The 25,417-nt window shown below is 40.8% G+C and carries 26 protein-coding genes and 1 riboswitch; of the genes, 1 reads left to right on the forward strand and 25 read right to left on the reverse strand.

Annotated features, from left to right (window positions below):
• Nucleotides 1–51 precede the first annotated feature (51 nt).
• The 10 genes from DW005_RS09765 to ribD form a co-directional block, all read right to left on the reverse strand.
• Complete coding sequence (locus DW005_RS09765) at nt 52–888, reverse strand: DeoR/GlpR family DNA-binding transcription regulator (protein WP_347461618.1); 837 nt, start codon at nt 886–888, stop codon at nt 52–54.
• A 133-nt stretch (nt 889–1,021) separates the two neighbouring features.
• The gene (locus tag DW005_RS09770; protein WP_117479158.1) at nt 1,022–1,342 is read right to left on the reverse strand and encodes a BlaI/MecI/CopY family transcriptional regulator; all 321 of its coding nucleotides are present in this window, start codon (nt 1,340–1,342) and stop codon (nt 1,022–1,024) included.
• Nucleotides 1,335–2,867, reverse strand: a complete 1,533-nt coding sequence (locus tag DW005_RS09775) for a glycoside hydrolase 43 family protein (RefSeq protein WP_117479159.1) — start codon at nt 2,865–2,867, stop codon at nt 1,335–1,337. The genes DW005_RS09770 and DW005_RS09775 overlap by 8 nt, the downstream gene beginning before the upstream one ends.
• Complete coding sequence (locus DW005_RS09780) at nt 2,843–3,940, reverse strand: hypothetical protein (protein ID WP_117479160.1); 1,098 nt, start codon at nt 3,938–3,940, stop codon at nt 2,843–2,845. The genes DW005_RS09775 and DW005_RS09780 overlap by 25 nt, the downstream gene beginning before the upstream one ends.
• On the reverse strand, nt 3,940–5,049 hold the full coding sequence (locus DW005_RS09785) for a DUF58 domain-containing protein (RefSeq protein WP_242989418.1): 1,110 nt from the start codon (nt 5,047–5,049) through the stop codon (nt 3,940–3,942). The genes DW005_RS09780 and DW005_RS09785 overlap by 1 nt, the downstream gene beginning before the upstream one ends.
• A 5-nt stretch (nt 5,050–5,054) precedes the next feature.
• Nucleotides 5,055–5,987 (reverse strand): MoxR family ATPase, encoded by a 933-nt coding sequence (locus DW005_RS09790; RefSeq protein ID WP_117479162.1) that lies wholly within the window; start codon nt 5,985–5,987, stop codon nt 5,055–5,057.
• Nucleotides 5,988–6,018: 31 nt separating this feature from the next.
• The gene (ribE, locus tag DW005_RS09795) at nt 6,019–6,480 is read right to left on the reverse strand and encodes a 6,7-dimethyl-8-ribityllumazine synthase (RefSeq protein WP_022377027.1); all 462 of its coding nucleotides are present in this window, start codon (nt 6,478–6,480) and stop codon (nt 6,019–6,021) included.
• 20 nt (nt 6,481–6,500) lie between these two features.
• Nucleotides 6,501–7,727: a bifunctional 3,4-dihydroxy-2-butanone-4-phosphate synthase/GTP cyclohydrolase II gene (locus DW005_RS09800; RefSeq protein WP_117479163.1), complete on the reverse strand. Its 1,227-nt coding sequence runs from the start codon at nt 7,725–7,727 to the stop codon at nt 6,501–6,503.
• Nucleotides 7,728–7,747: 20 nt separating this feature from the next.
• On the reverse strand, nt 7,748–8,395 hold the full coding sequence (locus DW005_RS09805) for a riboflavin synthase (RefSeq protein WP_117479164.1): 648 nt from the start codon (nt 8,393–8,395) through the stop codon (nt 7,748–7,750).
• A 3-nt stretch (nt 8,396–8,398) separates the two neighbouring features.
• Nucleotides 8,399–9,496 carry a bifunctional diaminohydroxyphosphoribosylaminopyrimidine deaminase/5-amino-6-(5-phosphoribosylamino)uracil reductase RibD gene (ribD, locus tag DW005_RS09810; RefSeq protein ID WP_117479165.1) on the reverse strand — a complete coding sequence of 366 codons (1,098 nt, stop codon included), beginning with the start codon at nt 9,494–9,496 and terminating at the stop codon, nt 8,399–8,401.
• 75 nt (nt 9,497–9,571) lie between these two features.
• Nucleotides 9,572–9,689: riboswitch (FMN riboswitch) on the reverse strand.
• Between the two features lie 447 nt (nt 9,690–10,136).
• Between ribD and DW005_RS09815 the strand changes: the two genes are divergently transcribed.
• Nucleotides 10,137–10,598, forward strand: a complete 462-nt coding sequence (locus DW005_RS09815; RefSeq protein WP_117479166.1) for a DUF2798 domain-containing protein — start codon at nt 10,137–10,139, stop codon at nt 10,596–10,598.
• A gap of 164 nt (nt 10,599–10,762) precedes the next feature.
• On the opposite strand, the gene DW005_RS09820 is transcribed toward DW005_RS09815, so the two are convergent.
• The 15 genes from DW005_RS09820 to DW005_RS09890 form a co-directional block, all read right to left on the reverse strand.
• A complete protein-coding gene (locus DW005_RS09820) occupies nt 10,763–11,248 on the reverse strand; it encodes an HD domain-containing protein (protein ID WP_117479167.1) in 486 nt (161 codons plus the stop codon).
• Nucleotides 11,241–11,870: a nucleotidyl transferase AbiEii/AbiGii toxin family protein gene (locus DW005_RS09825; protein WP_117479168.1), complete on the reverse strand. Its 630-nt coding sequence runs from the start codon at nt 11,868–11,870 to the stop codon at nt 11,241–11,243. The genes DW005_RS09820 and DW005_RS09825 overlap by 8 nt, the downstream gene beginning before the upstream one ends.
• Nucleotides 11,857–12,480, reverse strand: a complete 624-nt coding sequence (locus DW005_RS09830) for a DUF6088 family protein (RefSeq protein ID WP_117479169.1) — start codon at nt 12,478–12,480, stop codon at nt 11,857–11,859. The genes DW005_RS09825 and DW005_RS09830 overlap by 14 nt, the downstream gene beginning before the upstream one ends.
• Before the next feature lie 211 nt (nt 12,481–12,691).
• Nucleotides 12,692–12,907, reverse strand: coding sequence for a PF20097 family protein (locus tag DW005_RS09835; protein ID WP_022377021.1), 216 nt, complete (start codon nt 12,905–12,907; stop codon nt 12,692–12,694).
• A gap of 12 nt (nt 12,908–12,919) precedes the next feature.
• Nucleotides 12,920–13,168 (reverse strand): hypothetical protein, encoded by a 249-nt coding sequence (locus tag DW005_RS09840; protein ID WP_117479170.1) that lies wholly within the window; start codon nt 13,166–13,168, stop codon nt 12,920–12,922.
• Between the two features lie 107 nt (nt 13,169–13,275).
• On the reverse strand, nt 13,276–13,872 hold the full coding sequence (locus DW005_RS09845) for a nuclease-related domain-containing protein (RefSeq protein ID WP_117479171.1): 597 nt from the start codon (nt 13,870–13,872) through the stop codon (nt 13,276–13,278).
• Nucleotides 13,873–14,200: 328 nt separating this feature from the next.
• Nucleotides 14,201–16,945, reverse strand: coding sequence for an ABC transporter permease (locus tag DW005_RS09850; RefSeq protein ID WP_117479172.1), 2,745 nt, complete (start codon nt 16,943–16,945; stop codon nt 14,201–14,203).
• Nucleotides 16,942–17,625: an ABC transporter ATP-binding protein gene (locus DW005_RS09855; RefSeq protein WP_117479173.1), complete on the reverse strand. Its 684-nt coding sequence runs from the start codon at nt 17,623–17,625 to the stop codon at nt 16,942–16,944. Before DW005_RS09855 ends, DW005_RS09850 begins: the two co-directional genes overlap by 4 nt.
• A gap of 81 nt (nt 17,626–17,706) precedes the next feature.
• Entirely contained in the window at nt 17,707–18,714 is a 1,008-nt protein-coding gene (locus tag DW005_RS09860; RefSeq protein WP_117479174.1) for a HAMP domain-containing sensor histidine kinase, read from the reverse strand.
• Nucleotides 18,701–19,369, reverse strand: coding sequence for a response regulator transcription factor (locus tag DW005_RS09865; RefSeq protein ID WP_117479175.1), 669 nt, complete (start codon nt 19,367–19,369; stop codon nt 18,701–18,703). The genes DW005_RS09860 and DW005_RS09865 overlap by 14 nt, the downstream gene beginning before the upstream one ends.
• Before the next feature lies 1 nt (nt 19,370).
• A complete protein-coding gene (locus DW005_RS09870; protein ID WP_117479176.1) occupies nt 19,371–20,777 on the reverse strand; it encodes a family 43 glycosylhydrolase in 1,407 nt (468 codons plus the stop codon).
• A gap of 153 nt (nt 20,778–20,930) precedes the next feature.
• A complete protein-coding gene (gene rny, locus DW005_RS09875; protein ID WP_347461621.1) occupies nt 20,931–22,445 on the reverse strand; it encodes a ribonuclease Y in 1,515 nt (504 codons plus the stop codon).
• A gap of 133 nt (nt 22,446–22,578) precedes the next feature.
• Nucleotides 22,579–23,760 (reverse strand): flagellin lysine-N-methylase, encoded by a 1,182-nt coding sequence (gene fliB, locus DW005_RS09880; RefSeq protein WP_117479178.1) that lies wholly within the window; start codon nt 23,758–23,760, stop codon nt 22,579–22,581.
• Nucleotides 23,761–24,108: 348 nt separating this feature from the next.
• The gene (locus tag DW005_RS09885; RefSeq protein ID WP_147324432.1) at nt 24,109–24,636 is read right to left on the reverse strand and encodes a hypothetical protein; all 528 of its coding nucleotides are present in this window, start codon (nt 24,634–24,636) and stop codon (nt 24,109–24,111) included.
• Nucleotides 24,637–24,662: 26 nt separating this feature from the next.
• Entirely contained in the window at nt 24,663–25,187 is a 525-nt protein-coding gene (locus tag DW005_RS09890; protein WP_117479180.1) for a PD-(D/E)XK nuclease family transposase, read from the reverse strand.
• Between the last annotated feature and the right edge of the window lie 230 nt (nt 25,188–25,417).

A 25,417-nucleotide genomic window follows, 5' to 3' on the forward strand; every position in this document is an offset into this window, starting at 1 on the left:
TACAAGTATAATTTTTTTCAAAAACCTCTTGACTATTTATAGTTTGTCACCTCACTTTACTTCAATGATATTGTCACATTGTCTATAACTCTCATCCAAAATCTGTGTCGTTATGATACAAGTTTTTGCAAACTCTCCAAATTTTACACAGGAAATCTGCGAAAACTTACTCGAATCACAAAGCACATAACGTTTGGCACAATGTTTCATAGCAACTTCTTTTACTTTTGCCTCTTTGACATCCGGTGTACTAAAACCTAATTTCTGATGTACACCATTTGTTCCCCAAAAGCCTTTTGTAAAATTATATTTTTGTAGACTTTCAATTGCTTCATCGCCAACAATTGCCTCTGTCGTTGCCTTAAACTCTCCGCCAAGAATATACGTTGTATATCCAGCCATCGAAAGTTTCCTAGCATGTGAAACTGCATTTGTCACAAATGTGATATCCTTTTCTGTCAGATAATCAATCATAAGTTCTGTTGTCGTTCCGGCATCCAGATACACAAAATCGTTTGGCTCAATAAGCGATGCCGCATACTTTGCAATTTCCACTTTTTCCTCTAAATTTCGGTCTTTTTTCTGGAGTACAGTATCTTCTTTGGTACTATAAACATCACCGATTATCATCGCACCGCCACGAACTTTTTGGAGCCTTCCCTGCTTATCAAGTAGAGTCAAATCCCGTCTGGCTGTGGATTCTGATATTCCCATCCGTTCCATCAATTCCGGAATCGAAGCACTCCCCTTTTCCTTCACAATACGCTCGATTTCCTGAAGTCTTTCTTCTGTCAGCATCTCATCACTCCATTTCATTTTTTGACTACTTTTGCCCGAAATGGACTTTTTTGTTTTCTTTATCTGTATTATACTGTCATCTTCCGTCATTGTCAATCATTTTCTTTCATTTTCTGTCATTTTTTGAAAGAAAATAATTTTCACACAAAAATACCGGATAAAATAAACAGCTAAGAATTAGTCCTTTGATTATTTTATCCGGTATCTACTTATGTTATTGGTATTATCCCACCATCTCCTCCACAACCTTCCGCAGTTTTTCCAAACTTCCATCAAACAGCCGCTCTGCCAAAGCATTTATTTCATAAACCTGCGTCTGTTCCTTCGTCACAAGGGGCTGGCAGACAAACTTTGGTTCAATCCGCCTTATGGCCCCCTTTTCCACACACTTTTTAATAATTGTATAAGTCGTATTGCGGTTCCAGCCAACGCGCGCTGACAAAATCGGAACAATTTCACCCGCGCGGAGTTCACCCTCCTCCCACAGAAGTTCCATCACCTTAAGCTCGGATTCACATAACTTAATGCCCTCTTTTTTATTCATCAGTCTCTTCCTTTCTCATCGTGAAATCTGAAAATGCTGCCTGGCCTCCCAACTCTTTCGTTGCATAGCAAAAAAGCCCCGGACGCACACCGCAAAAATGATCCAGTTTAAAATACAGAGAAAATGGCTCTGCAAGAGTCTGCCAATTACCATTCTGCTTCCACTCAAACACCGCCGTATCTTTCATCCTTGTAAAATCAATTCTCGCCCGAAGTGTAACTTTGGCAGAAGAAAGCAGAATTTTCTCCTGCACAGCCGGCAGACTGTCATCTTCTTTCGGGTTCATCTCTCCATCTGCCACACCAGCTTTCGCCAGTTTCACAAGAAAATAGTTTCCATTTTCTTTCGTAATTCCGGCTAATGCATAATCGCTTTGCAGCATACAAAGTCCCGCTATATCGCCATCGGATAACGCCGAACCATCTACGGTTACTGTTACAACACCTCCCGGATACGGCATCCTCTGAGTCAGCGTATTTGGTGCCTGTGTCACATTATTGCATATTTTTCCGGTCTGCAAAATCAACCGGTGGTCCAAAAGTTTCCACCTGCTGTCATCCGGCACATGATTCCACTGCCAGTAATTATGAAGAGAAGAAAAATCTTCATCTCCATATAAAGGTGCATATTTGTGAGCCGGTTTTGTATCCTCTAAAAGTAGTTTGTCTTCTACATCTCCATCTACGCCAAATACTGGAAAATCATTTTCAAAATGAACCGGAACAAGAACCGGCAGTCTTCCCACGGCACCACTGTCACGGAACAGCATGGCATACCATTTTCCACTTGTCGTACTCACAATTCCTCCCTGGGCAACTCCCTGATTGCAGTAACCGCCGTCGGTATCAAGCACCTCTCCACCGGTATAAGGACCTGCGAGCGAATCGCTTACATAGCAAACCTGCGAACGTCTCGTATTGTCCCCCTTGCGGTAATGGATAAAAAACAAATAATATTTCCCATTAATTTTGTACCAATGGGTTCCCTCGTAACCAAGATACACTTCATCCGGGTCCTCAACCAAAAGTTTATGTAAACCGCCCTCTTTGGGCGCCGTCATTTCTTCATTCAATTCCATCACATAAATCTGGCGGTTTCCGTAGGCAAGGAAAGCGCTTCCCTCATCAAACAAAAGCGAGCAGTCATGGTAAAAGCCCTCGATTTCATTTTTCTGCCACGGACCTTTTAAGTCCGATGCGCGGAACAAATACGTTTTTCCCGTGTCATTGGCAACAAAGAGCAAATAAAACATACCTTTTTCATAGCGGAGTGTGGCAGCCCACATTCCTTGTCCATAAGCATTTTTCCCATTCTTTAAGCACTCTTGATCCGTAGGTTCAAGTGTCTCATACACATAAGAATAAATTTCCCAGTCCGCCAGATTATAGGATCGCAGAATCACACATCCCGGCATAAAATGCATCGTGGTACTTACCATATAATATGTGTCGTCCACCCGAATTACATCCGGATCCGGATAATCCAACGAAAGCACCGGATTTACTTTTTTCCATTTTTCTTCCATTTCTGTTCCTCCAATTCATGTAATTTGCGAATTTCTTCTGTCTCAACCGACTCTTTCGCATATCTTGCCTTTTCATATAATTGAGTCAAATATTCATCCGCCTTTTCCCCAGATAAATAAGTCTCCTTTAGTTCCTGCGGCGTCTGTGAGCATGGAACCGAATTCTTTTGTGCACCGGCTTGAATCTGTTTGTAAAACGCCTTTCGGACAAATCCATCGTTACCTGCCGGGAACTTCTTTTCCCGTTTTACCACCGGTACAAGCCGTATATGTTCCTCATTCTCTTTTGTAATGGTCACCTGTTCCACAAATTCATAGGAAGGCTTTTTGCGGTGAAATACCAGATAACAAATCAATTTAAAAATACCATAACCAGCCAGAATAACTACCGTCACAATCAGTACAATCAATACAGTATACCGCAGTAGTGTAAGCCAGAAATTACCCTTTTGCTCTTCCTGCTGCTGCCGTACCACAGTCTCTCTTGACTGGCTTTCCGGTCCCACTGCCGGCTCTTCCTTCTCTTTTGTTTCCTCTACCGCAGCCTTTTCTTTTAAATCCTTTTCAAAATTCCACTCCGGTTTATATCCTGCCGTCACAAATAAAAGCAAAACCGTAAGAATTCCCGTGGCATAGAAAGGAATCCAGTCCTTTTTGCGATTCACATTTATGCGGCGTTTCGTCTCCTCGGAAACACTTGGATTGCAACCTACTACAAGATACTGCCCACGCCAGTATTCACCGGCAAATCCAACAACAATCGCCGCCAGATAGAAAATACTGCACAGCCAGAAACTATCATCGGCTGCCTCTAAAATAGTGCCCGGCATCATAAAAAGACCGGCTAACACAAGTGCCCCCACATGACAGGACGCAACTTTTCTTTCCTCTCGCTTTTCTTTCTGATAAAAATGCCGGTAAAATAATATTGGCACAAAAACAAAAAAGACAAAACGCCCATAAGAATACACATCGCCGGCATCAAACCAGTGAACCAAAGAGGTAACCACTCCAAGAATTAACAGCTCGTAATAAAGAAATGCCAAAAAACGGCACCGCCTGCGGATTTTCACTACATACCCCTCCATTTCACAAGACATTTTGCAATTGACGGAGGTATCTCCCGAAATTCATTATCCTCTCCATACTCCGAAAAAGTTGGAGCAATCCACGTCAAAGATTCGTTCCGGTGCAGCATATCGGAAACCGCCTTTTGCATTGGCTTTTTTCCTGCCGCAGAAATGAGAATCACATGCTGCTCCCTGCGGATTTTTTCGCACTCTCTTATCACAAAATCTTCCCCTTTGCTAAGCGGGTGCTCATAAGAAATCAATGCCAGAGCACGGCGTGCCGCCGCAATCTGGGTTCTTCCGGTTCCTTCCATGGAATATTTCTCATCACCGGAAATAACTAACTTTGTTTCTACACCTTCTTTACTTAAATAATAAACAAAGGAATACGCAAGACGAATACTCTCTTCCATCAAATCAACAGAGACAAAAACACCGGGCGATTCCAGATTGAGCAGGATTACGACAGGAGTAGAAGCCGTATATTCCGCTGTTTTTACCTGCCAATTCCCCATTCTCGCCGACGCTTTCCAGTGAATTTTACGCATCGAATCTTCCGGCGTATACTCTCGGACACCACCACTTAAGAACGGGTCTTCAAACAGTGGCACATTCGTTTTACACGAACCTGTCATGTGCCGGAATACCGGCATCAATTTTCGAATATTCATACGGGACGGGTATACCAAAAGCGAAACTTCCACCGGAATTTTTTGGACAAACGTATGACGGCAGAACAAATCATAACTGACTAGTTCTGCCTCCTGAATCTGATAAAACCCACGTTTTTTGCAGGTAAACTTTAATTTTCGGCGCACTTTCTCAAAGCCATCCACACTCATGACATCATTCCGGTAAAAATGGTCTGAAACCGTTCCGCTCTCCGCCCCCTCAAACTGCAAAAAGCGGGAGGCTAAATACTTCACACACATAATCGGCAGACCCATTTTTTTCTTATTCACTGCTGTTTCATATAAAAACAACGTATCGCCCTCTCCTGCCTGTTCCTCCGAAAAGGCAAGTGTCACTTCAAAGTTTTCCATCCAATGTCTGCTGTAATGAAACGTATGAATGAAATAAACGATAAACAGCACAAGGGCAAGAAATAACATGATTATCACTTAGCAAAATCCTCCGTCGGTGCTGTTACAAAATGCGTAATTTCCTCAATGTAATCGGACGCTTTTTTATTTGTGCTATACACGTCTTCCAAAATCAGCCGGTGTGAAAGTACAAATGGCGCCAGATACTTCACTGTCTCCGGTGTCACAAAATGCTCGCCCTTTAATGCCGAATAACATTTTGCTGCACGCAAAAATACAAGTGCTCCACGCGGACTGACGCCGAGTGCAATGTTATTATGCTTGCGGGTAGCTTCCACAAGGTCTAAAATATAATCCTCAATCACGGGTGCCGCATAAACCTCTTCGCACTGCTTTTGCATCGCCGCCAATTCTTCTTTTGTGCAGACAGACTCAAGTGTCAAAAGCGGATTATCTGCTGCAAAACGATGCAGAATTTCACGCTCTCCTTCGCGGTTTGGATATCCCATCGGAATCTGCATGATAAAACGGTCAAGCTGTGCTTCCGGAAGTGGAAATGTACCGGAAGATTCTACCGGGTTCTGCGTCGCAATTACAAAAAACGGGTCCGGTAATTCCATGGTGACACCGTCAATCGTTGCCTGATGCTCCTCCATACTCTCTAACAGACTTGATTGCGTACGCGGCGTCGCGCGGTTAATCTCATCTGCCAGCAGAATATTCGTGAAAATGCCACCCGGACGAAATTCAAATTCTGAATTTTTCTGATTAAAAAAGTGGATTCCCGTCACATCCCCCGGAAGTAAATCCGGTGTAAACTGGATTCTCTGAAAATCCAGTGAAAGTGATGCTGCTAACGCTTTTGCAAGCATCGTCTTTCCGGTTCCCGGCACATCCTCAAGCAGAATATGACCGCCTGCTAAAAGTGCCGTAAGAACCAAATCAATCGTCTCTGATTTTCCAACGATTACCTTCTCCATGTTAGACTTAATCTGATGAAAATCCATCACCCCTGCTGCCCCCTTTTGCTATTTCTTTTTATAACTCTTTCATTAAGTTTACCATCTCAATGGCAGAACATGCAACATCATATCCTTTATTTCCTGCTTTTGTACCGGCACGCTCAATTGCCTGCTCAATATTATCTGTTGTCAATACACCAAACAGAGTAGGTACTCCGGTATTTAAACCAACGGTTGCAACACCTTTGCTTACCTCTGCGCAGACATAATCATAATGAGAAGTTGAACCTTTGATTACGGCACCAAGGCAGATTACCGCATCATACTTTCCACTTGCTGCCATCTTCTGTGCAACAATCGGAATCTCAAATGCGCCAGGCACATAAGCAAGTTCCACATCCTTTGTATCCACGCCATGACGTACTAAGGCATCCTCTGCACCGCCAATCAGTTTGTTTACAATAAACTCGTTAAATCTTGCTGCCACAATACCAACTTTGAGTCCTTTTCCAATTACGTTTCCTTCTAATGTTTTCATTTTCATTTCCTCACTTTCTTTTATTTATCTTTTTTCGCACGTGTTACATCATAGTGCGTCATATGCTGCATTTTTTCCTGCTTTGTCACAAGGTACTTATAATCCTCCGGCTTTGGTGCAATTTCAATCGGAACACGCTCCACAATTTCAATTCCATAGCCGGCAAGTCCTGCAATTTTAGTCGGGTTATTCGTCAAAAGACGAAGTTTTTTTACGCCCAAATCATATAAAATCTGGGCACCGATTCCATACTCTCTTAAGTCCGGAGCAAATCCCAATTTTACATTTGCCTCTACCGTATCATATCCCTGCTCCTGCAGTTCATAAGCTTTCAATTTGTTCAAAAGGCCGATTCCTCTGCCTTCCTGTCTCATATAAAGAAGAATTCCTCTGCCTTCCTTGGCAATCATGCGCATGGCACTTTCTAACTGCTCGCCACAGTCACAGCGGCAGGAGCCAAATACATCACCGGTCAGGCATTCCGAATGAACACGGCAAAGCACCGGTTCACCATCCGACACATCTCCCATCGTAAGAGCAACATGATGCTCACCGTTTGTAATATTCTGATATCCGTGAATTCGAAAATTTCCATATTTCGTTGGAAGTTTTGCCTCGGCTTCTTTTTTTACAAGACTTTCTTTTTCCAAACGTTTCTTAATCAAATCCTCGATTGTAATTACATGAAGATTATGCTCTTTGGCAAATTCTAAAAGTTCGGTTGTACGCATCATCGTACCATCCTCACGCATAATCTCACAGCAAAGACCACATTCTTTCAGACCGGCTAACCGCATCAAATCCACCGTTGCCTCTGTGTGTCCGGCACGCTTTAACACGCCGCCTTCTCTTGCTTCAAGAGGAAACATGTGCCCCGGTCTTCGAAAATCTTCCGGTTTCACGCCATCTTCCACACACTTCATTGCCGTCAGCGAACGCTCTACCGCAGAAATACCGGTTGTTGTGTCCACATGGTCAATCGAAACGGTAAATGCCGTTGAATGGTTATCCGTATTCACCGCTACCATCTGGTCAAGTCCCAGTTTTTTCGTCATCTCTTTACTCATCGGCATACAGATTAATCCTTTTGCCAGACTTGCCATCGCATTTACATTTTCTGTCGTAGCAAATTCTGCGGCACAAATTAAATCGCCTTCATTTTCACGGTCCGGGTCATCAATCACTAAAATTAATTTCCCATCTCTTAAATCCTGTAATGCCTCATCAATCGTTGCAAATCCTGCCATTATTCTCGTTCCTTTCTGTATTAAAATCCGTTTTCTGCTAAAAATTCTAACGTAATCTTACTTTCTTTTTCAGGAGTTTTTTGCGGCTGCAAAAGTTTTTCCACATACTTTCCAATAATGTCTGTTTCCAGATTTACCACATCACCGGTTTTCCGGTCAGAAAGCACCGTATTTGCCTGAGTGTGCGGAATAATTGACACCTGAAAATCCGTATCGGAAACTGTCGCCACGGTAAGACTGATTCCATCAATTGTGATAGAGCCTTTTTCTACAATGTAGCGAAGCACTTCCGGTGCCGCCTCAATTCGGTACCACACCGCCGTTTCGTCCTTTTCTATTTTGACAATAGTTCCTGTCCCATCCACATGTCCTGCCACGATATGTCCGCCAAATCGTCCATCCGCCGGCATCGCACGCTCTAAATTCACACGGCTTCCCGGCTGCAGTAAACCGAGGGAACTCCGGTTCATCGTCTCTGCCATCACATCTGCATCGTAACCATCACTTCGCAGGCTTGTCACGGTCAGACACACGCCATTCACAGCAATACTGTCACCAATCTGCGTACCCTCTAACACTTTTTCACAGCGAATCGATAAGACCGCCGACTGGCTTCCCCGTTCAATTTTCTGAATGGTTCCCATCTCTTCTACAATTCCTGTAAACACCGCTTATCCCTCCTTTTTTTGCTTAATATGCCCGCTCACACAGATGTCACTGCCAAAATTTTGTACCGTAACATCCGTAATTTCCACGGCGTCACTCATTTTTTCAATTCCTTTTCCCAAAACCGGCGATAATGCATCTTTGCCGCCAATCATCTTCGGCGCAATATAACAGTAAACTTTCTGCACCAAACCGGATGTCAAAAAGGAACCATGGATGGCGCCGCCGCCCTCTACTAAAACACTGTCAATTTCCATACTGCCTAATTCCATCATCAGCTTTTCCAAGTCCACTTGTCCATCTTTTTCAGCCTTAATTAACTGAACACCCGCCTCCATAAGTGCTTTTTGCTTTTCCTCATTTTCCTCGGCATAGCAGACAATCGTTTCGATATTCTTTGCCGTTTTCACAAGCTTGCACTCAAGTGGAATCTGCAAATGCGAATCACATACAATCCGAACCGGGTCCACACCATTTTCAATGCGGCAGTTGAGCATCGGATCATCCGCAAGCACGGTTCCGATTCCCACTAAAATTCCGCGGTATTTTTTTCGCAAAAAATGTGTATGTTCTCTCGCCTTTTCTCCGGTCACCCATTTGGAATCGCCGGAAAACGAAGCAATTTTACCATCTAACGTCATCGCATACTTCATCGCCACATAAGGCATTTTTGTTGTAATATAATGAAAAAATATTTCATTTAATGAAAGGCACTCTTCTTCTAAAAGGCCGGTCTCTACTTCTACGCCATGGTCTCTTAAAATCTGTACACCTTTTCCTGCCACTTTCGGATTCGGGTCCATCGAGCCAACATATACTTTTCCAATGCCACGCTCCAATATAATATCCGTACACGGAGGCGTCTTTCCCTGATGACAACACGGCTCTAACGTCACATACATTGTGGCTCCTGTTAAATCTTCGCTGCATTTTGTGAGGGCGTTGCGCTCTGCATGATATTCGCCGCACCGCTCATGATATCCTTCGGTGACAATCCTGCCATCCTTCACAACCACGCAGCCGACCATCGGATTCGGGGAAGTATATCCCATCGCTTTTTTTGCAAGTTCCAGGGCACGTTTCATGTAATCTTGATTTGTCATAACAGCCTCCTTTCCAAATTAAAGAAACCCTGGGTACCAAAAAAGATACTCAGGGTTTTCTGACATTCACAAATCGTTTATCTTCTTTCATCCAGACTATACTGTCGGCTTCGGAATTTCACCGAATCGGCAACCAAGGTCGCTCGCGGGCTTTACCGCCGGTGGGGAATTGCACCCCGCCCTGAAGATTTCTTTTACTCACGATTTTTATGATAGCACGATGTGGCGGTTCTGTCAAATGGGTTGTGTCAAGTGTTCGCTGTCACTTTTTTGTTTTCCGTAATTCCGTAGAAACGCTTTGCGTCTCGTGGGCGCTCTCGCTTATTGAGTGCGTAGCGGTATGGGCACTGAAACCACCAGTGCCGCATACCGACGTACTCAAAACCCACGAGTCACAAAGTGTTTCTACGGAATTACTGGAATCCAAAGGAACCGGCAACGAACATTTACCACAGCCAAATTATTCCTATTTTCTTTTACCTATCTTTGATAACTAAGAGAAAAAATGCTTACATAAATTTAAAATGTATGTTATACTGCTACAGGCAATTGAATATGGTTAGAATTGGAAACGCACAATCCTCCGGGATGATAACGAACAACACATAAAATTTTAGTTATCAAACAGGAGGATTTTTTTATGCCAAAAAACAAATTTCAAGATGTCATATTTACAATTATCATGGCCACAATTATGGTGTATGGAATGGTGGTCTACAACGTAGCCTTAAATACCGGAGGCGTATCGGGAGAGACTTTTCTTGCTGCCCTTCATGAATTGCCGATTATGGTACCAATCGCATTTGTTTTAGAATTTTTCGTCGTTGGGAAAATTGCAAAAATATTGGCATTTACTGTTATGCGCCCGAATGACAGACCACAGTTTATCACCTACGCAATTTCGATTTGTATCTGCTGCATTATGTGCCCGATTATGAGTCTTGCTGCAACCATTTTATTCAAGGACACAAAAACATTTGGAACATGGATTCAAACATGGGGAATGAATTTTCCAATGGCAATCTGCTATCAGATGTTCTACTGTGGTCCGCTTGTAAGACTAATTTTTAGAACTATTTTTGGTAGGTCAAAGGGGAAATAAGTTTGAGGAGGTTAGCATGTGTTTTCCATCAAATGCTTTACTTCCTCTTCCAAGTCCTTGAATATATACAGAATAATCTCTCCGCCATTAAAACAAAGAAAATCAGATGCACTTGTAGTTTACCTGTAGTTTAACATATTGCATCTATTTTCTTCCTTTCCTCATCAAAGAGCAAACATCTCTTTACAAATCCGTTTGCCGGTTTCTGTCTTAAAAATATTTTGGTATGCATTTAACGCCGCTTCTTTTGACAAATTGTCTTCAAAAAGATTTACAAGAAAATCGGCTTCCACAAGAATCTGGTAATCCAAACCGTCAATATTATGATAGGTGTGATGATGTGCAATCAAATACTGCACTCTCTCTGAAACTTGTTTTTCAAACCCCAATTCTCCAAGCAGTCTGGCAGCTATCGCCGGCCCCTCTTTTTCCTGCAATTTACCGCTGCAGTCGCCGTACTTTTCTTCGCACAAATGAATTCCGATATCGTGTGTAAGTGCTGCTGCCTCCAAAATAAATAATGTTTGTTTGTCCACTTTTTCACATTCCGCAATTAACTTGGCATAACTGTGCACCTTGCAGAAATGCTGGATTCTTTTTGCATCGCCTTTGTATAATTCAAGCATGGCCAAATGTAATTGATTAAGCATTTTTGTTCTCCTTGTGTAATATCTTTTCAACCAATTCTTTGTAACGTTTTTTAACTTGTTCATAGGACAAAGAATCAGAAATCAATTTGAGTGTTGTTTCTTTGTAATCATTCTTATAATCTTCTTTTCCAAGCGCATCAAAAATATAATTATTTAAGTTCTTTTCCTCTGTAGGAAATGCGTACGACATTAATGATGTTTCGAGTTTCACATAAGGTGGAATAGCATTAACCACTCTGTCTCCTATAACAGATTCATAATAAAAATCATAATGATTAAGATTTTTATCACTCTCAATAGATTCGAAATTACGAATTTCCACCCCTAAATCATCCGCTATAGGTTTCAGTATATTGTATTTCAATTTCTTCCGCCTTGCCTCCCCTAAGTGCTCTGTAAACGTGATATCTATATCCTCAGAGAAACGATCAATAATCTGAAATGCTTTTGAAAGTGAAGTTCCACCTTTAAATACAATCGGATACTCAATTGCAGATAACTTCTTTAAAATCATAGTTACATAGTAGTCTTTCTCAACAATATCTTCGCTTACTTCAAGTTTTTGAGAGGCTAAAAGAACCGCATCGCGAAATAACTCCTTATTTTCTTTATGCAAGTACATAATCCAACTCCAATTCATAATAATACTTAAATGTTGACATCGGATACTTTCTAATGTAACAATCCACATCGCTTCTCTTAATTTCATGGACAGAAATATATTCAGCAAATTTTTCCTTTGCTTCTTCATATGAAAAATCGAGATATGCATCTAGATTTTTAAGTAACTCCAACATCTGTAACACATAAACATTTTCCTTTGTAATCGGCACAACCGGTTTTCTCACATAAAATTTTCTATTACCAATACAAATTTCCCGGTTTGATGAATTTGTGTTATTACTTACAATTTCCACTACTCTAGGCACCTGTGTTGTTATTCCAATCTGATTAGCAAACGAATTTCCACCATAAAATCCGTCTATATTGTCACCTTTCGAAATAAAACGATATCTTGCAACCATATCTGCATTTGGTCCAACCGATGAATGAAACAAAGTTAACTTAGGAATATAATACACCCCCGTATCATATTTCATAATTAACCCTTTATCACATAATTTTTTTAATTGCTGATTCAACGCAGATTTCGTTATATCTTCTATCTTTAAATCAGAAAAGAAAATGGGTTCTGCCTCTTTATAATTCTCTATAATATAGTCATATAGCATAAGCATTCTCCTTTCTTAACGTTTTAGATTTTGTCTTTCTATTCCATTCAGACATATTATATTCCTCTTTTAAAAATGTGTCAACAATATTCTTCCACATATTCCTTTGTAATATGTCACTATTTTCTCACTTTCAAAAACAGCGCATCTATTATCTGTCTGCGCTGTTTTTCTTATTTTCCAATATTTTAATTTCAAAACCAATAATCCATTAATACTCAATGGTAATTATTCGACATTCTTCACAACAGTTTGCTGCCACATTTGTCCTATGATTCGGTTTTAATTTCGTCACCTCCACAAAACCATCTGCTTTTTTCGCATTTTGAAATACTCCCGGTACCTCATTAGCAAAACTAAATGCTCCATCCTTGCTGCAAAACAAATATCCCTTTCTCATTTCTTTTCCACATTTTGAACACTTCATACTTCATCTCTCCTATCTAAATTCATCGTAAATTCCTCCCAAAATACCGTAGTACTTTTCTTTTATAATACATATAACTTCTACCAGAGGAACTAATATTGTCGTAATTTTCATAAGTGTTTCAATCACTTTGGCAGTCCCTGTTTTGCCTTTCCCAATTTGATCCGTCTGGATTCCCTGCCGCTTTTGCAGAAACATTTTTCCAAAATAACACCCATAAAACACAAGCAAAAGAATTATTGCTGTCACTTGAAATAGCATTTTTTCACTCCTTCCAACCTTTGTTTGCTAACATTATATAACTGTTTTATTATCTTTGATAGGTTTTGTTTTCATTAAAATGTGTTTATTTTATAGACATGGGAAAATTACGATAATAACTTTTGTATCTCCTGAACTTTTGCATTCGTTAAGTTTCGATTTGCGCCATTATGTATCACATGGTTAATGTCCTGTGCTGATTCCAGCACCTGTTTACAGTCCACCGGCGAATTACCCTGCACAAAAAATGTATATCCCTCAACCCAAACATCAACACCATAATATTTTAAAAACTGTGCCAACAAATATACCTGCCGGTTCACTTGCTTTATTGGATTTTTTACGATTTTTGTATAGGAATTTCCACTACTGCTAATCTTTGTTTTCACCCATTCATAATCATTATCTGTCCCCATTAAACTGCCACTGTAATTCTTTACTTCAATAATAAATATCCCTCTATTATTCACAATGATGTGGTCCAATTCTGTCCTTTTTCCTTCAATTTCAATCGGCACATTTGAAAAAAGCAGATCCTTTTCCTTTAGCACTTGACAAATTAAGTCACAGACATAATTCTCTCCTTGACGTCCTGCTCTCTTTTGACCAGACTCATACCCCTGACTTTTACATAGAAAAATTACCAGCAGGAGCATGCAAAAAACGAAAACAGGTCCAAGTCCTGCAATTAAAGCCATTTCCATTTTCGCTCACCTCCTGCGTCATATACTTTAACTTATCTCTCTAGTTGACCTAAAACTTATTATTTTCTATTCCAGTCAACCCATTCAGCATAAAAAGTTGACTTTATTTCTGTTTTTTCTTTTTAAGTCATCCTTTTTATCATTTTCCGTTGACTGGAATCTATCTTTTTAACATTACAGTCACCCACTTTACTTAAAAAGGTTGACTGAATATGCAACATCTCCATTTCCAGTCAACCCATTCACTAAAATCGGATGACCTATTTATATGTTTTCAATATTACGGTCAACTGCAACTACCATACCGCCCACCACCAGTTCCATAACCCTAAAACACATCCGACTTCAATGTCTCTGCTACGTTATCTTTCTGAATCTTTCTCATCGCGTAGAGCATCGTGCAAAACACAACAAAGAACACACTAAACACGGCAATCACAACACTGTACCACGGAATGTAAAAATCGAGAATCATCTGATTTCTAAGTGAAAGATAAATCAGGTATGTTACTCCCACGGAAGCAATCAGTCCAAAGAATAATCCTTTGCAGCCATACAAAATACATTCCAAATTCATCATTTTATAAAATCCGTGCCTAGTCATTCCAACAGAACGAAGCACAGCAAATTCACGACGCCGCAGCAAAATATTCGTCGAGATGGTGTTAAACACATTCGCAATCGAAATCAGCGAAATCAAAATAATAAATCCATAAGAAAAGATTTTGATGACTAACATCATTGCTCTGACGTCCTGTATTTCTCTTGCGTAATTATACAAATTTCCCGTGGAGCGGTCATTATTTTCAAGCACCTGACACATTTTCTCAGACGTCTCTGTCGGGTTATCTGAATTGTAAAGCATTACCATTAGTTTTTCAATCCCTGCCGGACAGATTTTTGCCATTGCACGTTCCGGCATGAAAAGAACCAGTCCATATCCGAGCTCATTCTCCATACCAAACGGTGCTTTGTCCAAAGTTTTTCCAATGGTAATTTTTCTTGTGTTGTAAAATTCTTTATAAGGCACAAAACGTTCAGAATTAGGCTCTGCCTCTTCGTTCAAATACTTCTCCATCCGGCACTCAAGTTCGCCATTTTTTCCTACTCTGCGCACATACACATCTTCATAATGCTTTGGCAGTTTTTTCGGGAAACACACTTCCACTTCATTTGGTATTTTATTAAACAATGGATACTTGTACATTTTGCCATCTCTCGTCTGATTCGACATCGCATCATATGCAAGAGCATCAAATTTCCCATTTGCGCCATTTTGCTTTACACACTCGTCAAATGCCTGATTCTCCATGAACACAACCGTTAGATTATCCACAAGCTGCGTTTTGGATTTAACCACATTTCCCTTTTCATCAACAGGCTCATTTAACTGTCCACCTTCTCCATCAACACCATTTCTGTATTCTTCAGAAATGCTCGAATCCGGCACAACGGCTGATATTGATGATTCTGTCGACAAATTAAAATAATACGACGATTTCGTCACGCCCTTAGTCACGCGCAGTTTATCATACAAAGCCTTACTGTCATCCGTCAAATCATCACCGACTCTTATATCACAGCTTACGGTCGATATCATAGTATTGATAGCAGTAGACATATAATCACAAAAACTAGTGGCAGAAATAAATAACACAACGCTGACAAACAAGGAAAAAACAGTTGCTCTGTATTTTTTTCGGTTTCTCTTAAAATTCTTGGAAGCAAGTGTTCCCTCTAAACCAAATAATTTGCCGGTAAGTTTCCATGTTTTTACTTTGTTTGCACGAATTTTAATATCCTGTGACTGGCGTATTACTTCGATTGCTGAAGTGCGCAGTGCCTTTCTCGCCGGCAGATACGCAGAAATCAAAACCGTGAAAAAGCCAATCAATGCTGCCAGCAAAACAGCCCAGCCGGCCGCTGACATATGAAGCCTGAGTGCTTCTCCGTATTCCTCAATTCCTTGATTTAACATATTGGACATCAGATCACTGACAAAGTAAAAAGTAACCGACATGCCACCAATTCCAGCCAAAACACCGATTGGAATTCCAATGGCGCTCAATACCGACGCCTCATATAATACATTGCGTCGAAGCTGCTTTCTCGTCGCTCCGATGGAGGATAAAAGTCCATACTGACGCTTTCTCTCGTTGACCGAAATAGAAAAAGAATTTCCAATCAAAGCAATTGAGCCAAACATAATAATTGCAATTAAAATGCCCATCAGTCCACCTAGCACTCTAAACACAGAACCACTTGCATTACCACTGTAAATTAAATACATACGGTTGGTATCTTTCAACGGATCTGCTACCGTCCCTTTCATTTTCTGCGGTTTTATCTGCTTTAAAAAGTCCGCGGTCTTCCTGCCATCTTTCAAACTCACATAAACACTTCCACCATAATCCGGTCCACCGTTCGCTGCCTTCGTAAACACATAATAGCCCGCTGACATTGACTGGTCATAGAGCGGATTTAAATAAATACCAACAACATGATATGCCGTTTTCCCTGATTCTACAAACGTCTCATCATCTTCGTTGAGATAAGAATCATCTTCCCACAGCTGATTCTTATTTTTCAAAACCCGAAGTCCTTTTGGCAGAGAAATCACATCTCCCACCTGATAAGAAACACCTGCATTTGTCTCTAATGAAGCCGGCAGAATAATTTCATTTTCATTCTTTGGCATCCGTCCCTCTTTCATATAAAAAGGGAGAAGAGTTTCATAGTCACCGTTCAAACCACCAATGTATAAATACGGAGAGGTTTCATTTTTACTGTGCGGAAGTTTCGCATAACCAATATTCTGAATGGATACCTGTTTTTCTACTTCCTTCTTTTTTGAAATCTCGTCTATCTGCTTCATTGAAATATTCGACACAACACCATGCCAGCAGCCATTTTGTTTCTCCGTAACTTCCAGTAAAAATTGCTGCACACTGCTGACCGTTGTTGTTACTGCCGTCAGCATAGCAGTCGATAAAATAATGCCAATAATCGTAACAATCGTTCTTGTACGATTTAATTTTAATGACTTAATTGCAAATTTATGAAATACATTCATCCCCGAATCACCTCATCTCTTGTAATCCCGCCATCTTCAATTGCGATAATTCGGTCTGCCTGCAATGCGATATTTTCATCATGCGTAATCACAATCAATGTCTGATTGTACTTCTTATTTGACGCTTTTAGTAACTGAATAATTTCCTGACTATTCTTGGAATCAAGGTTTCCCGTCGGCTCATCTGCCAGTACAACAAGCGGCGACGTCATCAATGCCCGTCCAATCGAAGTTCTCTGCTGCTGTCCACCGGATAATTCATTGGGAAGTTTTTTCTCCTTACCTTCCAGTCCCAGTGTCGCAACCAACTCCGTCAAAAATTCCTGATTCACTTCCCGCCCGTCCATCAAAACCGGAAGTGTCATATTTTCCAAAACATTCAAAATAGGAATTAAATTGTAAAACTGATAAATAAGTCCAACCTGCCTGCGTCTGAAAATTGCTAACTGGTCTTCTTTCTGTTGATACACATCGACACCGTCGAAATAAACTTTTCCTTTCGTTGGACGGTCCACACCGCCGAGAATATGCAAAAGTGTCGATTTACCGGAACCGCTCGGTCCGATGATTGCAACAAATTCTCCTTTTTTTACAGAAAAAGAAACATCATTTAGTGCTACGACCTCATTTTCACCTTTTCCATATACCTTTGATAAATGTTCTACCTGAATCATATTCATCCTCCTCATTATTTTGAATTCTTCTTTAGTGTAGCAGGATGGAATGACTCTGCCGTGACTCTTAAGTGACAATTTCGTCACTTACACCGTTCCCTTATAAAACCGAATTTCAAATTTCGCACCGCCATTTATCCCATTCGTTGCGGAAAGTGTCCCCTCCTGTGCCACAACAATCATGCGCGCCAACGCAAGACCAATCCCCACACTGCTGTCTGCGGAATTTTTTCCTTTATAAAAACGATCGAAAATATGCGGTAAATCTTCTTTGTCAATTCCAGCTCCATTATCCGAAACTGTAATTTCCGTATATAAATGATTTTCCGCTGCCCGAATGCAAATCTCCCCACCGGCCGGCGTATGTTCCATGCAATTCTTTACAATATTTCCAACCGCCTCGCGAAGCCAGTATTCATCACCACAAAGCGAAACCATGTCCGTGCAGTCAATAACCAGATTCTGCTCTCTTAACTCCATCGGAATCAAGAAATCCTGCACCGACTTTTTCAGTAAATCCGACACATTAACCGTCTTTTTTTTCATAGACACCGTTCCTGCGTCCAATTTCGCCATCTTTAATAACGCTTCAATCAGCCAGTCCATATGAACTAAGAGCTGCTCCAGTTCATGTAATAATCTCTGCCTGTCCGCCTCATTCTTTTCTCCCCGCAAACGCGAAACAATTAAATTTATTGCCGTGAGCGGCGTTCGAATCTGGTGGGAAATATCCGCAATAGAATTCAGCAGATACTTTTTATCTTCCATCAAAAGATTTGCCTGATGATTTAATTTATTCATCATTTTCCGGATTTCTGTCCGCAAAATAGCAAGTTCGCCTTCCTTTTCTCCCCCTACATCGACGTATTCAAATACATGCAGAAAATGCTGGACTTCATCTGCCAGTCCGGCGATTTTGCGATACCGGATAACAGAAGAGCTAAAGTGTATCACGGCAAAGATAACTGCACAAAAAAGGCACAAATAAAGTCCCCTCACCGATGCCAAATACCACCCCAAAAAGGCTGTCAGCAAAACTGCAAACAGCCAAATAATTCCCTCTTTTTTTATTTCCGGATTTCTAAAATACCCCATAGCCCATCCCCCGTATTGTTTTTATAATCTCCGGTTTCGCCGGTTCTTTCTCAATCTTTTCCCGAAGTCTTTTAATATAAACAGTAAGCGTATTGTCATTCACAAAGTCACCTGCCACGTCCCAGATTGCCTCTAACAACTTCTCTCTGGAAAGAACCATCCCTTTGTTTTGGAATAATATCAATAAAATCCGGTACTCTAAAGCGGATAAAAATATTTCATTACCATCACGCTTTACCACTGCTTTCCCAGTATCAATCGTAATACCTCCCGACTCTAAAACCGCGGATGTTTTACCGCTACGGCGCAGTACAACACCAATTCTCGATACCAGTTCACGTGGGCGGAATGGTTTACTGATATAATCATCCGCCCCCATATCAAGTCCTGTCACAACACTGTATTCATCGCCGGACGCCGTAAGAAATATTACCGGTATATCTGTATTCTGCTTAATGTAGGAACAGATTGCAAAACCATTGCCATCTGCAAGTGAAATATCTAACAACACAAGGTCATAATTTTTCTCTTCTAATAGTTCAATGGCCTGCTTCTGTCCAAATACTGACTCAACAAAAAAACCTTCCTGCTGTAAAAACACACAAAGATTTTCTACAATTGTCTTATCATCTTCTACCAGTAATAGTTTACTCATTTTATGCCTCTTTCAGCAGTGCAAAGCTCTTCAAACTTGCATTTCCCTGACCACGAAAAGTAAAGTACAATGGCTGTACACCATCCGGTATTGAAATTTCCGTTTCATAATCTTCCCATACATTCGTATAAACAATGTGTAATTTCGCAAGCACTTCCCCATCAATTTCATTTCGCACCTCAATATCGCCATCTGCATATCCTCTTGTTGTAATGCGAATTCTCCTAACTCCTTGTATATCAAAATATTTAAATCCTGCCGTAGCTGAATTTTGAATATTACCAATATACCCAATTTCTTCATCGCCATCTCTGCCATCCTGCATAACTTTTGGGAATTCATCACCCCCAACGTAAACCGATTCTTTATCTGTATACAAATGACATGCCAGATATGCCGGATATTCACCCTCGCCTCTTAATGGTCCTCCATTTAAGCCACAAGACGTAATTTCGGCCTGTTTAATATTCCCTTTATCATCAATCTCAAGAAGTTCCGCACAGCCTTGTCTGCTATACCAGGAACCATTTGTGTGACGATGATAAAAAATGTACCAATCCTCGCCTATCTGCACCATACTTCCGTGATTGTTTGCGCCATAGGCCACAGGACGGTCTGCCTTTTTATAAGAGTCAATTCCTAAATCACAATTGCTGACAATAACGCCTTGATACGTAAATCCACTCACCGGGTTATCGCTTACAGCATAACAAAGTTCATGCATAACTTCTGATGAGTAAATGAAATAGTATGCGTTTCCTCTCTTGCGGATAGAGGAAGCCTCAAAAAATGCGTGGCCTTCAAATCCAGTTCCTTCACTATATTCACATCCTGGCACAACCCGCACGGGCTCTTCTTCAATCGTCAACATATCGGATCCTAATACTGTCACAAAAGCCCCAGTTCTCGATTTATCACCCGAGGCACAAGCTCCAGTGTATAAATAAGTTTTATCTCCTTCTGTCAATACGCCTGGATCAAACTGCGGTTCATCCGTTTCCCGCTCACCAAGACGTACACCATTTTTATCATGGACATATCCTAAAAATTCATATTTTCCAGCCGGCGTATCGCAAACGGCTACTGAAACGATTGAAACTTTATCCAGTACATAATACAGATAGTATCGACCATCCGGTCCTACTGTTACATCCGGTGCATACAAGCACATTTTTCCATCCGGATTTAACGGATCATCTGTTTTTCGATAAATAGTACCCTCGTATCTCCAGTTACCCAAATCATCCACTGGTGCAGACCAGCAAACGTAATCCCCCATACAAAATACATAACCATTGTAAAAATCATGTGAGCCATACACATAAACTCGTCCATTAAATACATATGGTTCCCCATCCGGTACATACTCCCAAGATGGCAAGTATGGATTCAAAGCCTGTTTTTTCATTCCTAATATCCTCCTTTACTTGCTTTCCCTCAAATTTTCTCTTATAGCAAGCATTTTACCACAAGTAATAAAAAGTGAAAACCCTAAAAAAAAGAAAGTGTCGAAAATACTTAGTTCTCAACACTTTCCTTACGTTTTAATTAGACAAATAAATTATTTAGCATAATCCACTACTCTGGATTCACGAATCACATTGACTTTAATCTGACCCGGATACTGTAATTCTGCCTCAATCTGTTTGGACAAATCGCGGGCAAGCAATACCATCTCGTCATCATTAATCTGATCCGGAATTACCATCACTCGAACTTCTCTACCTGCCTGAATAGCAAAAGACTTATCGACTCCCTTAAAGCTGTTGGAAATATCTTCCAATTGTTTCAATCGGTTCGTGTAGGTTTCTAATGTTTCACGACGTGCACCGGGACGTGCTGCTGAAATTGCATCTGCCGCCTGAACTAAGCAGGCAATCATGCTCTCTGCTTCCACATCACCATGATGAGCCTCTACCGCATTAATAACAAGAGCTGATTCTTTAAATTTACGACACAACTCAGCGCCGAGCTGAATATGAGAACCTTCCATATCATGATCGACTGATTTACCGATATCATGTAATAATCCGGCACGTTTCGCCATACGAACATCCACGCCAACCTCACCAGCCAAAAGTCCCGACAAATGTGCCACTTCAATCGAATGCTTCAATGCATTCTGACCATAACTGGTACGGAATTTCATCTTACCTAACAGACGAATCAGCTCTGGATGAATTCCATGTACGCCTACTTCAAGCGCTGCTTCCTCGCCCTCTTCACGAATCATTGTTTCAACTTCTTTTTTGGCTTTTTCAACCATTTCTTCGATGCGGGCCGGATGAATTCTTCCGTCCACAATCAATTTTTCAAGTGCAATTCTGGCAACTTCACGACGAATCGGATCAAAACCTGACAAAATTACGGCTTCCGGCGTATCATCAATAATTAAATCAATACCGGTCAGATTCTCAAGAGTACGAATATTTCGTCCCTCGCGACCAATGATTCTTCCTTTCATTTCATCGCTTGGCAATGGCACAACAGAAATCGTTGTCTCAGATACATGGTCAGCAGCACACTTCTGAATTGCCGTAACCACATAATCTTTTGCCTTTTTATTGGCCTCGTCTTTCGCCTGACGCTCCAATTCTTTTACCAAAACTGCTGTCTCATGTTTTACATCTTCTTCTACAGTCTTCAATAAGTATTCTTTTGCTTGTTCGGAGGTGAGTCCGGAAATCTTCTCAAGTTCACGCAAATGACTTTGACGGAGTTCGGCAACTTTTTCCTTCTCCTTTTCAAAGTTTGCTTCTCTCGAATTTAACTTTGATTCCCTTTTCTCGAGTGCATCCAGCTTTTTGTCTAAGGTCTCTTCTTTACCTAACACACGTTTCTCGTAACGCTGAATCTCGGCTCTTCGCTCCTTGGTCTCTTTTTCAAGATCATTTTTTGCTTTCAGATTTTCCTCTTTTGCTTCCAAAAGAGCCTCGCGTTTCTTCGTCTCTGCTGTCTTTAATGCATCGTCAATGATTTCTCTGGCTTTCTCCTCTGCGCTTCCCACCTTAGCTTCTCCCACTTTGATGTGATAATTTATCGCGCTTTTCCATGAAATCAGTGCTGCTGCCGCTATCAAAACAACAACGACTACAATAGCTACAATCACGTGTGCAACCTCTAATGTAAGCACTAGGGTGCACCTCCTTATTTTATTCATGCATGCTGCTTTAGGGCATACATACAACATATAGTATATTACACGGAATCTACTGTCTTGTCAAGGCAACACATAGATTTTCTGGTGTGTATGCCTCCCCAAATAAGAACTCATCTGCCATGTACTCTAAATTCCATTCCGAGTGCTCTACTTCTTTAGCATAAATACGCGCCGTAACCACCTGGTCATCCACTGTAAATTCACCATTTTGCTCTGCCATCCGCAATGTATTCATATCGCGCACCATCAAAAAGCTTGTCACAGCCAGTTTCATTTTTCCAAGAAAATCATAATCGTCTACACAACGTGCCAGACACAAAAAACAATAATACACAATTAATTGTTCTTTTTCATATTCCCGATTTTCATTATTTAACAAATCATCATATGCTTTCCTGTCAGATATGTATTGCTTCCGTCCTACTTCCGAATCCATATACCGCTTCTGAAAACTCAACAAAAGTTCGTCCCATTCCGCTCGGATGCTTTCTAACGAGCTAAATAAGCGCAGCCGTTCCAAAAACAGACCATACTGTTTTTCTTCTGTTACAGCCTTTATTTCTACAATAGTAGTGTCATTAAAATACAGTTCTATCGGGATTTTATGAATATCCACAATCGAATCTTGATTCAAACAATCCTGTACTTTTTTTGCATATTCTAAACAAGCACAAACCCTTTCTTCTACACGAATCGAACGATTTTGTAATATCGCAATCGCCTGATTTCTCGCCAACTGAATTTCATCTGCTAATACCTGCTCATCTTCCGTTTCTTCCCACGGAAATGGCTCACTGATTTCTTTCTCCACTACTTTCATTTTTTCTTTATTTCTATAAATAAGACGTCCTGCCTCCGGACAACTGGCACTTAACGCTAATTCTCTTGCCCCGCCATATTCCAGAAAGTCCCGTGGTGTATCCGTACAGACGTCACAAAGAGCCTGCTCACCCAATTCCTGATAAATCACACACAATTGATTTTCGTTTAAAAATGGACACCGCCTGTCCTCTTTGAGGATAAAACCATGGCTTTCATATGCATCTTCCTCGTCATTTTCATATTCCTTAATATTCTGACGCAGCATTTCTCCAAATGCGCCACCTACTGTTTTATAATATTCATAACTTTTGTCATCAATATCAATTTCCCAGCCAGCACAGCATGTATCTTCACACGCACCGGCAATGCATGAAAATTTTTCATAGTAATCCGGGTATCGAAATATCATCTTTTATGCCTCCCTTGGTTGTCTGGTAATAGTATAGCAGAAAATGGGAAGTTAGGCAAAAAAGGATTGCTGGCAGTTTGTGTCAAGTGTTCGTTGGCACTTTTTTTGTTTTCAGTAATTCCGTAGAAAAGCTTTGCGTCTCGTGGGCACTCTCGCTCGTTGAGTGCGTAGCGGTATGGGCACTGAAACTACCAGTGGTCTCCGCTCCGCTTCGGTCGTTGCATAACAGAAGTCCACCGGACTTCTTGCAACTCATACCGACGTACTCAAAACCCACCCGTCACAAAGTTTTTCTACGGAATTACCGGAATACAAAGGAACCGGCAGCGAACATTTGTCACAAACCCGTCACTCCAAACTCTTTTTTTCAATATTCCTATCATAAGTATTCTCTTCCCTCACAAGCATTGGTTCCTCAGTCGCTATGTCACGGATATATTCTATCGGTTTATCGGTGCACTCACTGATAAATTCCAATGGTTGTCCCATGGACAACATCTTTTTAATAATGCTATTCTGTGTTCTTTTTTCTCCTTGTTCTATTCCCTCCTCTCGTCCTTCTTCTCGTCCTTCTTTTCTGCCTTCCTCTAAACCTTCTTTTTTTCCTTCCTCAAAAAATTCATGTGAACTGTAGTATTTCATAATCTCATCTTCTCCTTCCCGGCACTCTTTCACACTTTTTATAATGTGTCCAAAACATACATCTTCATTTTCTTCTGTTGTTTCTTTTATGTAGCGCAGTAAATGGTCTAATTCACTGTCATCGCCCAATGGAATTTCCAAATTAATATACAACTCATGCACTCCATTTCCCACAGGATACTGTGTGCTGTATGTTCCTTCCCTGTCACGCACTGTGCGAAAAATTTCATACACCGTCTGACCGCCTCCAATAAAATCATTCATTGTGATATATATATGATACACATCCGGCAGTTCATAATATACAACTCATGCACTCCATTTCCCACAGGATACTGTGTGCTGTATGTTTCCTCCCGGTCACGTACTGTGCGAAAAATTTCATACACCGTCTGACCACCTCCAATAAAATCATTCATTGTGATATATATATGATACACATCCGGCAGTTCCTTGTATGATTTCCCTTTTTTCAAAAGGTGTGTGTCAATACTTCCATTGCAGTATCTCACGCGCCGCATATGGTCGTCGTCATCCGATATCTGAAACTCTACATGAATCGGCTCTTCTCCCGCCGTCTCTGCCAGAATATCCAGCACTACACTGCGATACTGCAGATTGGTGATATCGTACTGCGACGTCACCTCTGTGACCTCATAGCCTTCCCCTAAAATAATCCGTACCAAGTCCTGACAGGCCTCCTTGTCACGGAACACTACTCTGGAAAATAAATCACTGATGAGATTCATCTTCCGAGGCAGGTTTTCAAATATTGTCTGATTCATAGAATCATTTCCTCCTTTCCTGTGGTGTTTCCACAAAAGGCAGGAACATTTATATACAATCCTGCCCTATTCTTTTTTTCCGGAATAAAGCAAGAGTCTTTAATAAAATAATCATAGAATCTGGATACTAAGTCTGAACCATTGCTTTTCTAGATATTTGTATTATATATTGTTACATGTGCTATGTCAAGTATCTTTTCGCGCCACAAAAAGTCGTGAAACGACTTGGT

The organism is Clostridium sp. AF36-4 (genome assembly GCF_003435975.1).
Lineage (GTDB): Bacteria > Bacillota > Clostridia > Lachnospirales > Lachnospiraceae > Eubacterium_F.

Coding starts and splice junctions, on each gene's coding strand:
- DW005_RS09790 (WP_117479162.1), bottom strand. CDS start 5,987: ATGGATTTTCATCAGATTAAGTCTAACATGGAGAAGGTAATCGTTGGA.
- ribE (WP_022377027.1), bottom strand. CDS start 6,480: ATGAAAACATTAGAAGGAAACGTAATTGGAAAAGGACTCAAAGTTGGT.
- ribD (WP_117479165.1), bottom strand. CDS start 9,496: ATGACAAATCAAGATTACATGAAACGTGCCCTGGAACTTGCAAAAAAA.
- DW005_RS09840 (WP_117479170.1), bottom strand. CDS start 13,168: ATGCTATTTCAAGTGACAGCAATAATTCTTTTGCTTGTGTTTTATGGG.
- DW005_RS09865 (WP_117479175.1), bottom strand. CDS start 19,369: ATGAGTAAACTATTACTGGTAGAAGATGATAAGACAATTGTAGAAAAT.
- fliB (WP_117479178.1), bottom strand. CDS start 23,760: ATGATATTTCGATACCCGGATTACTATGAAAAATTTTCATGCATTGCC.
- DW005_RS09870 (WP_117479176.1), bottom strand. CDS start 20,777: ATGAAAAAACAGGCTTTGAATCCATACTTGCCATCTTGGGAGTATGTA.
- DW005_RS09855 (WP_117479173.1), bottom strand. CDS start 17,625: ATGAATATGATTCAGGTAGAACATTTATCAAAGGTATATGGAAAAGGT.
- DW005_RS09850 (WP_117479172.1), bottom strand. CDS start 16,945: ATGAATGTATTTCATAAATTTGCAATTAAGTCATTAAAATTAAATCGT.
- DW005_RS09830 (WP_117479169.1), bottom strand. CDS start 12,480: ATGCTATATGACTATATTATAGAGAATTATAAAGAGGCAGAACCCATT.
- DW005_RS09845 (WP_117479171.1), bottom strand. CDS start 13,872: ATGGAAATGGCTTTAATTGCAGGACTTGGACCTGTTTTCGTTTTTTGC.
- DW005_RS09785 (WP_242989418.1), bottom strand. CDS start 5,049: ATGTTATTTCTTGCCCTTGTGCTGTTTATCGTTTATTTCATTCATACG.
- DW005_RS09825 (WP_117479168.1), bottom strand. CDS start 11,870: ATGTACTTGCATAAAGAAAATAAGGAGTTATTTCGCGATGCGGTTCTT.
- DW005_RS09800 (WP_117479163.1), bottom strand. CDS start 7,727: ATGGCAGGATTTGCAACGATTGATGAGGCATTACAGGATTTAAGAGAT.
- DW005_RS09770 (WP_117479158.1), bottom strand. CDS start 1,342: ATGAATAAAAAAGAGGGCATTAAGTTATGTGAATCCGAGCTTAAGGTG.
- DW005_RS09775 (WP_117479159.1), bottom strand. CDS start 2,867: ATGGAAGAAAAATGGAAAAAAGTAAATCCGGTGCTTTCGTTGGATTAT.
- DW005_RS09815 (WP_117479166.1), top strand. CDS start 10,137: ATGCCAAAAAACAAATTTCAAGATGTCATATTTACAATTATCATGGCC.
- DW005_RS09890 (WP_117479180.1), bottom strand. CDS start 25,187: ATGAATCAGACAATATTTGAAAACCTGCCTCGGAAGATGAATCTCATC.
- DW005_RS09835 (WP_022377021.1), bottom strand. CDS start 12,907: ATGAAGTGTTCAAAATGTGGAAAAGAAATGAGAAAGGGATATTTGTTT.
- DW005_RS09820 (WP_117479167.1), bottom strand. CDS start 11,248: ATGCTTAATCAATTACATTTGGCCATGCTTGAATTATACAAAGGCGAT.
- DW005_RS09860 (WP_117479174.1), bottom strand. CDS start 18,714: ATGGGGTATTTTAGAAATCCGGAAATAAAAAAAGAGGGAATTATTTGG.
- DW005_RS09765 (WP_347461618.1), bottom strand. CDS start 888: ATGACGGAAGATGACAGTATAATACAGATAAAGAAAACAAAAAAGTCC.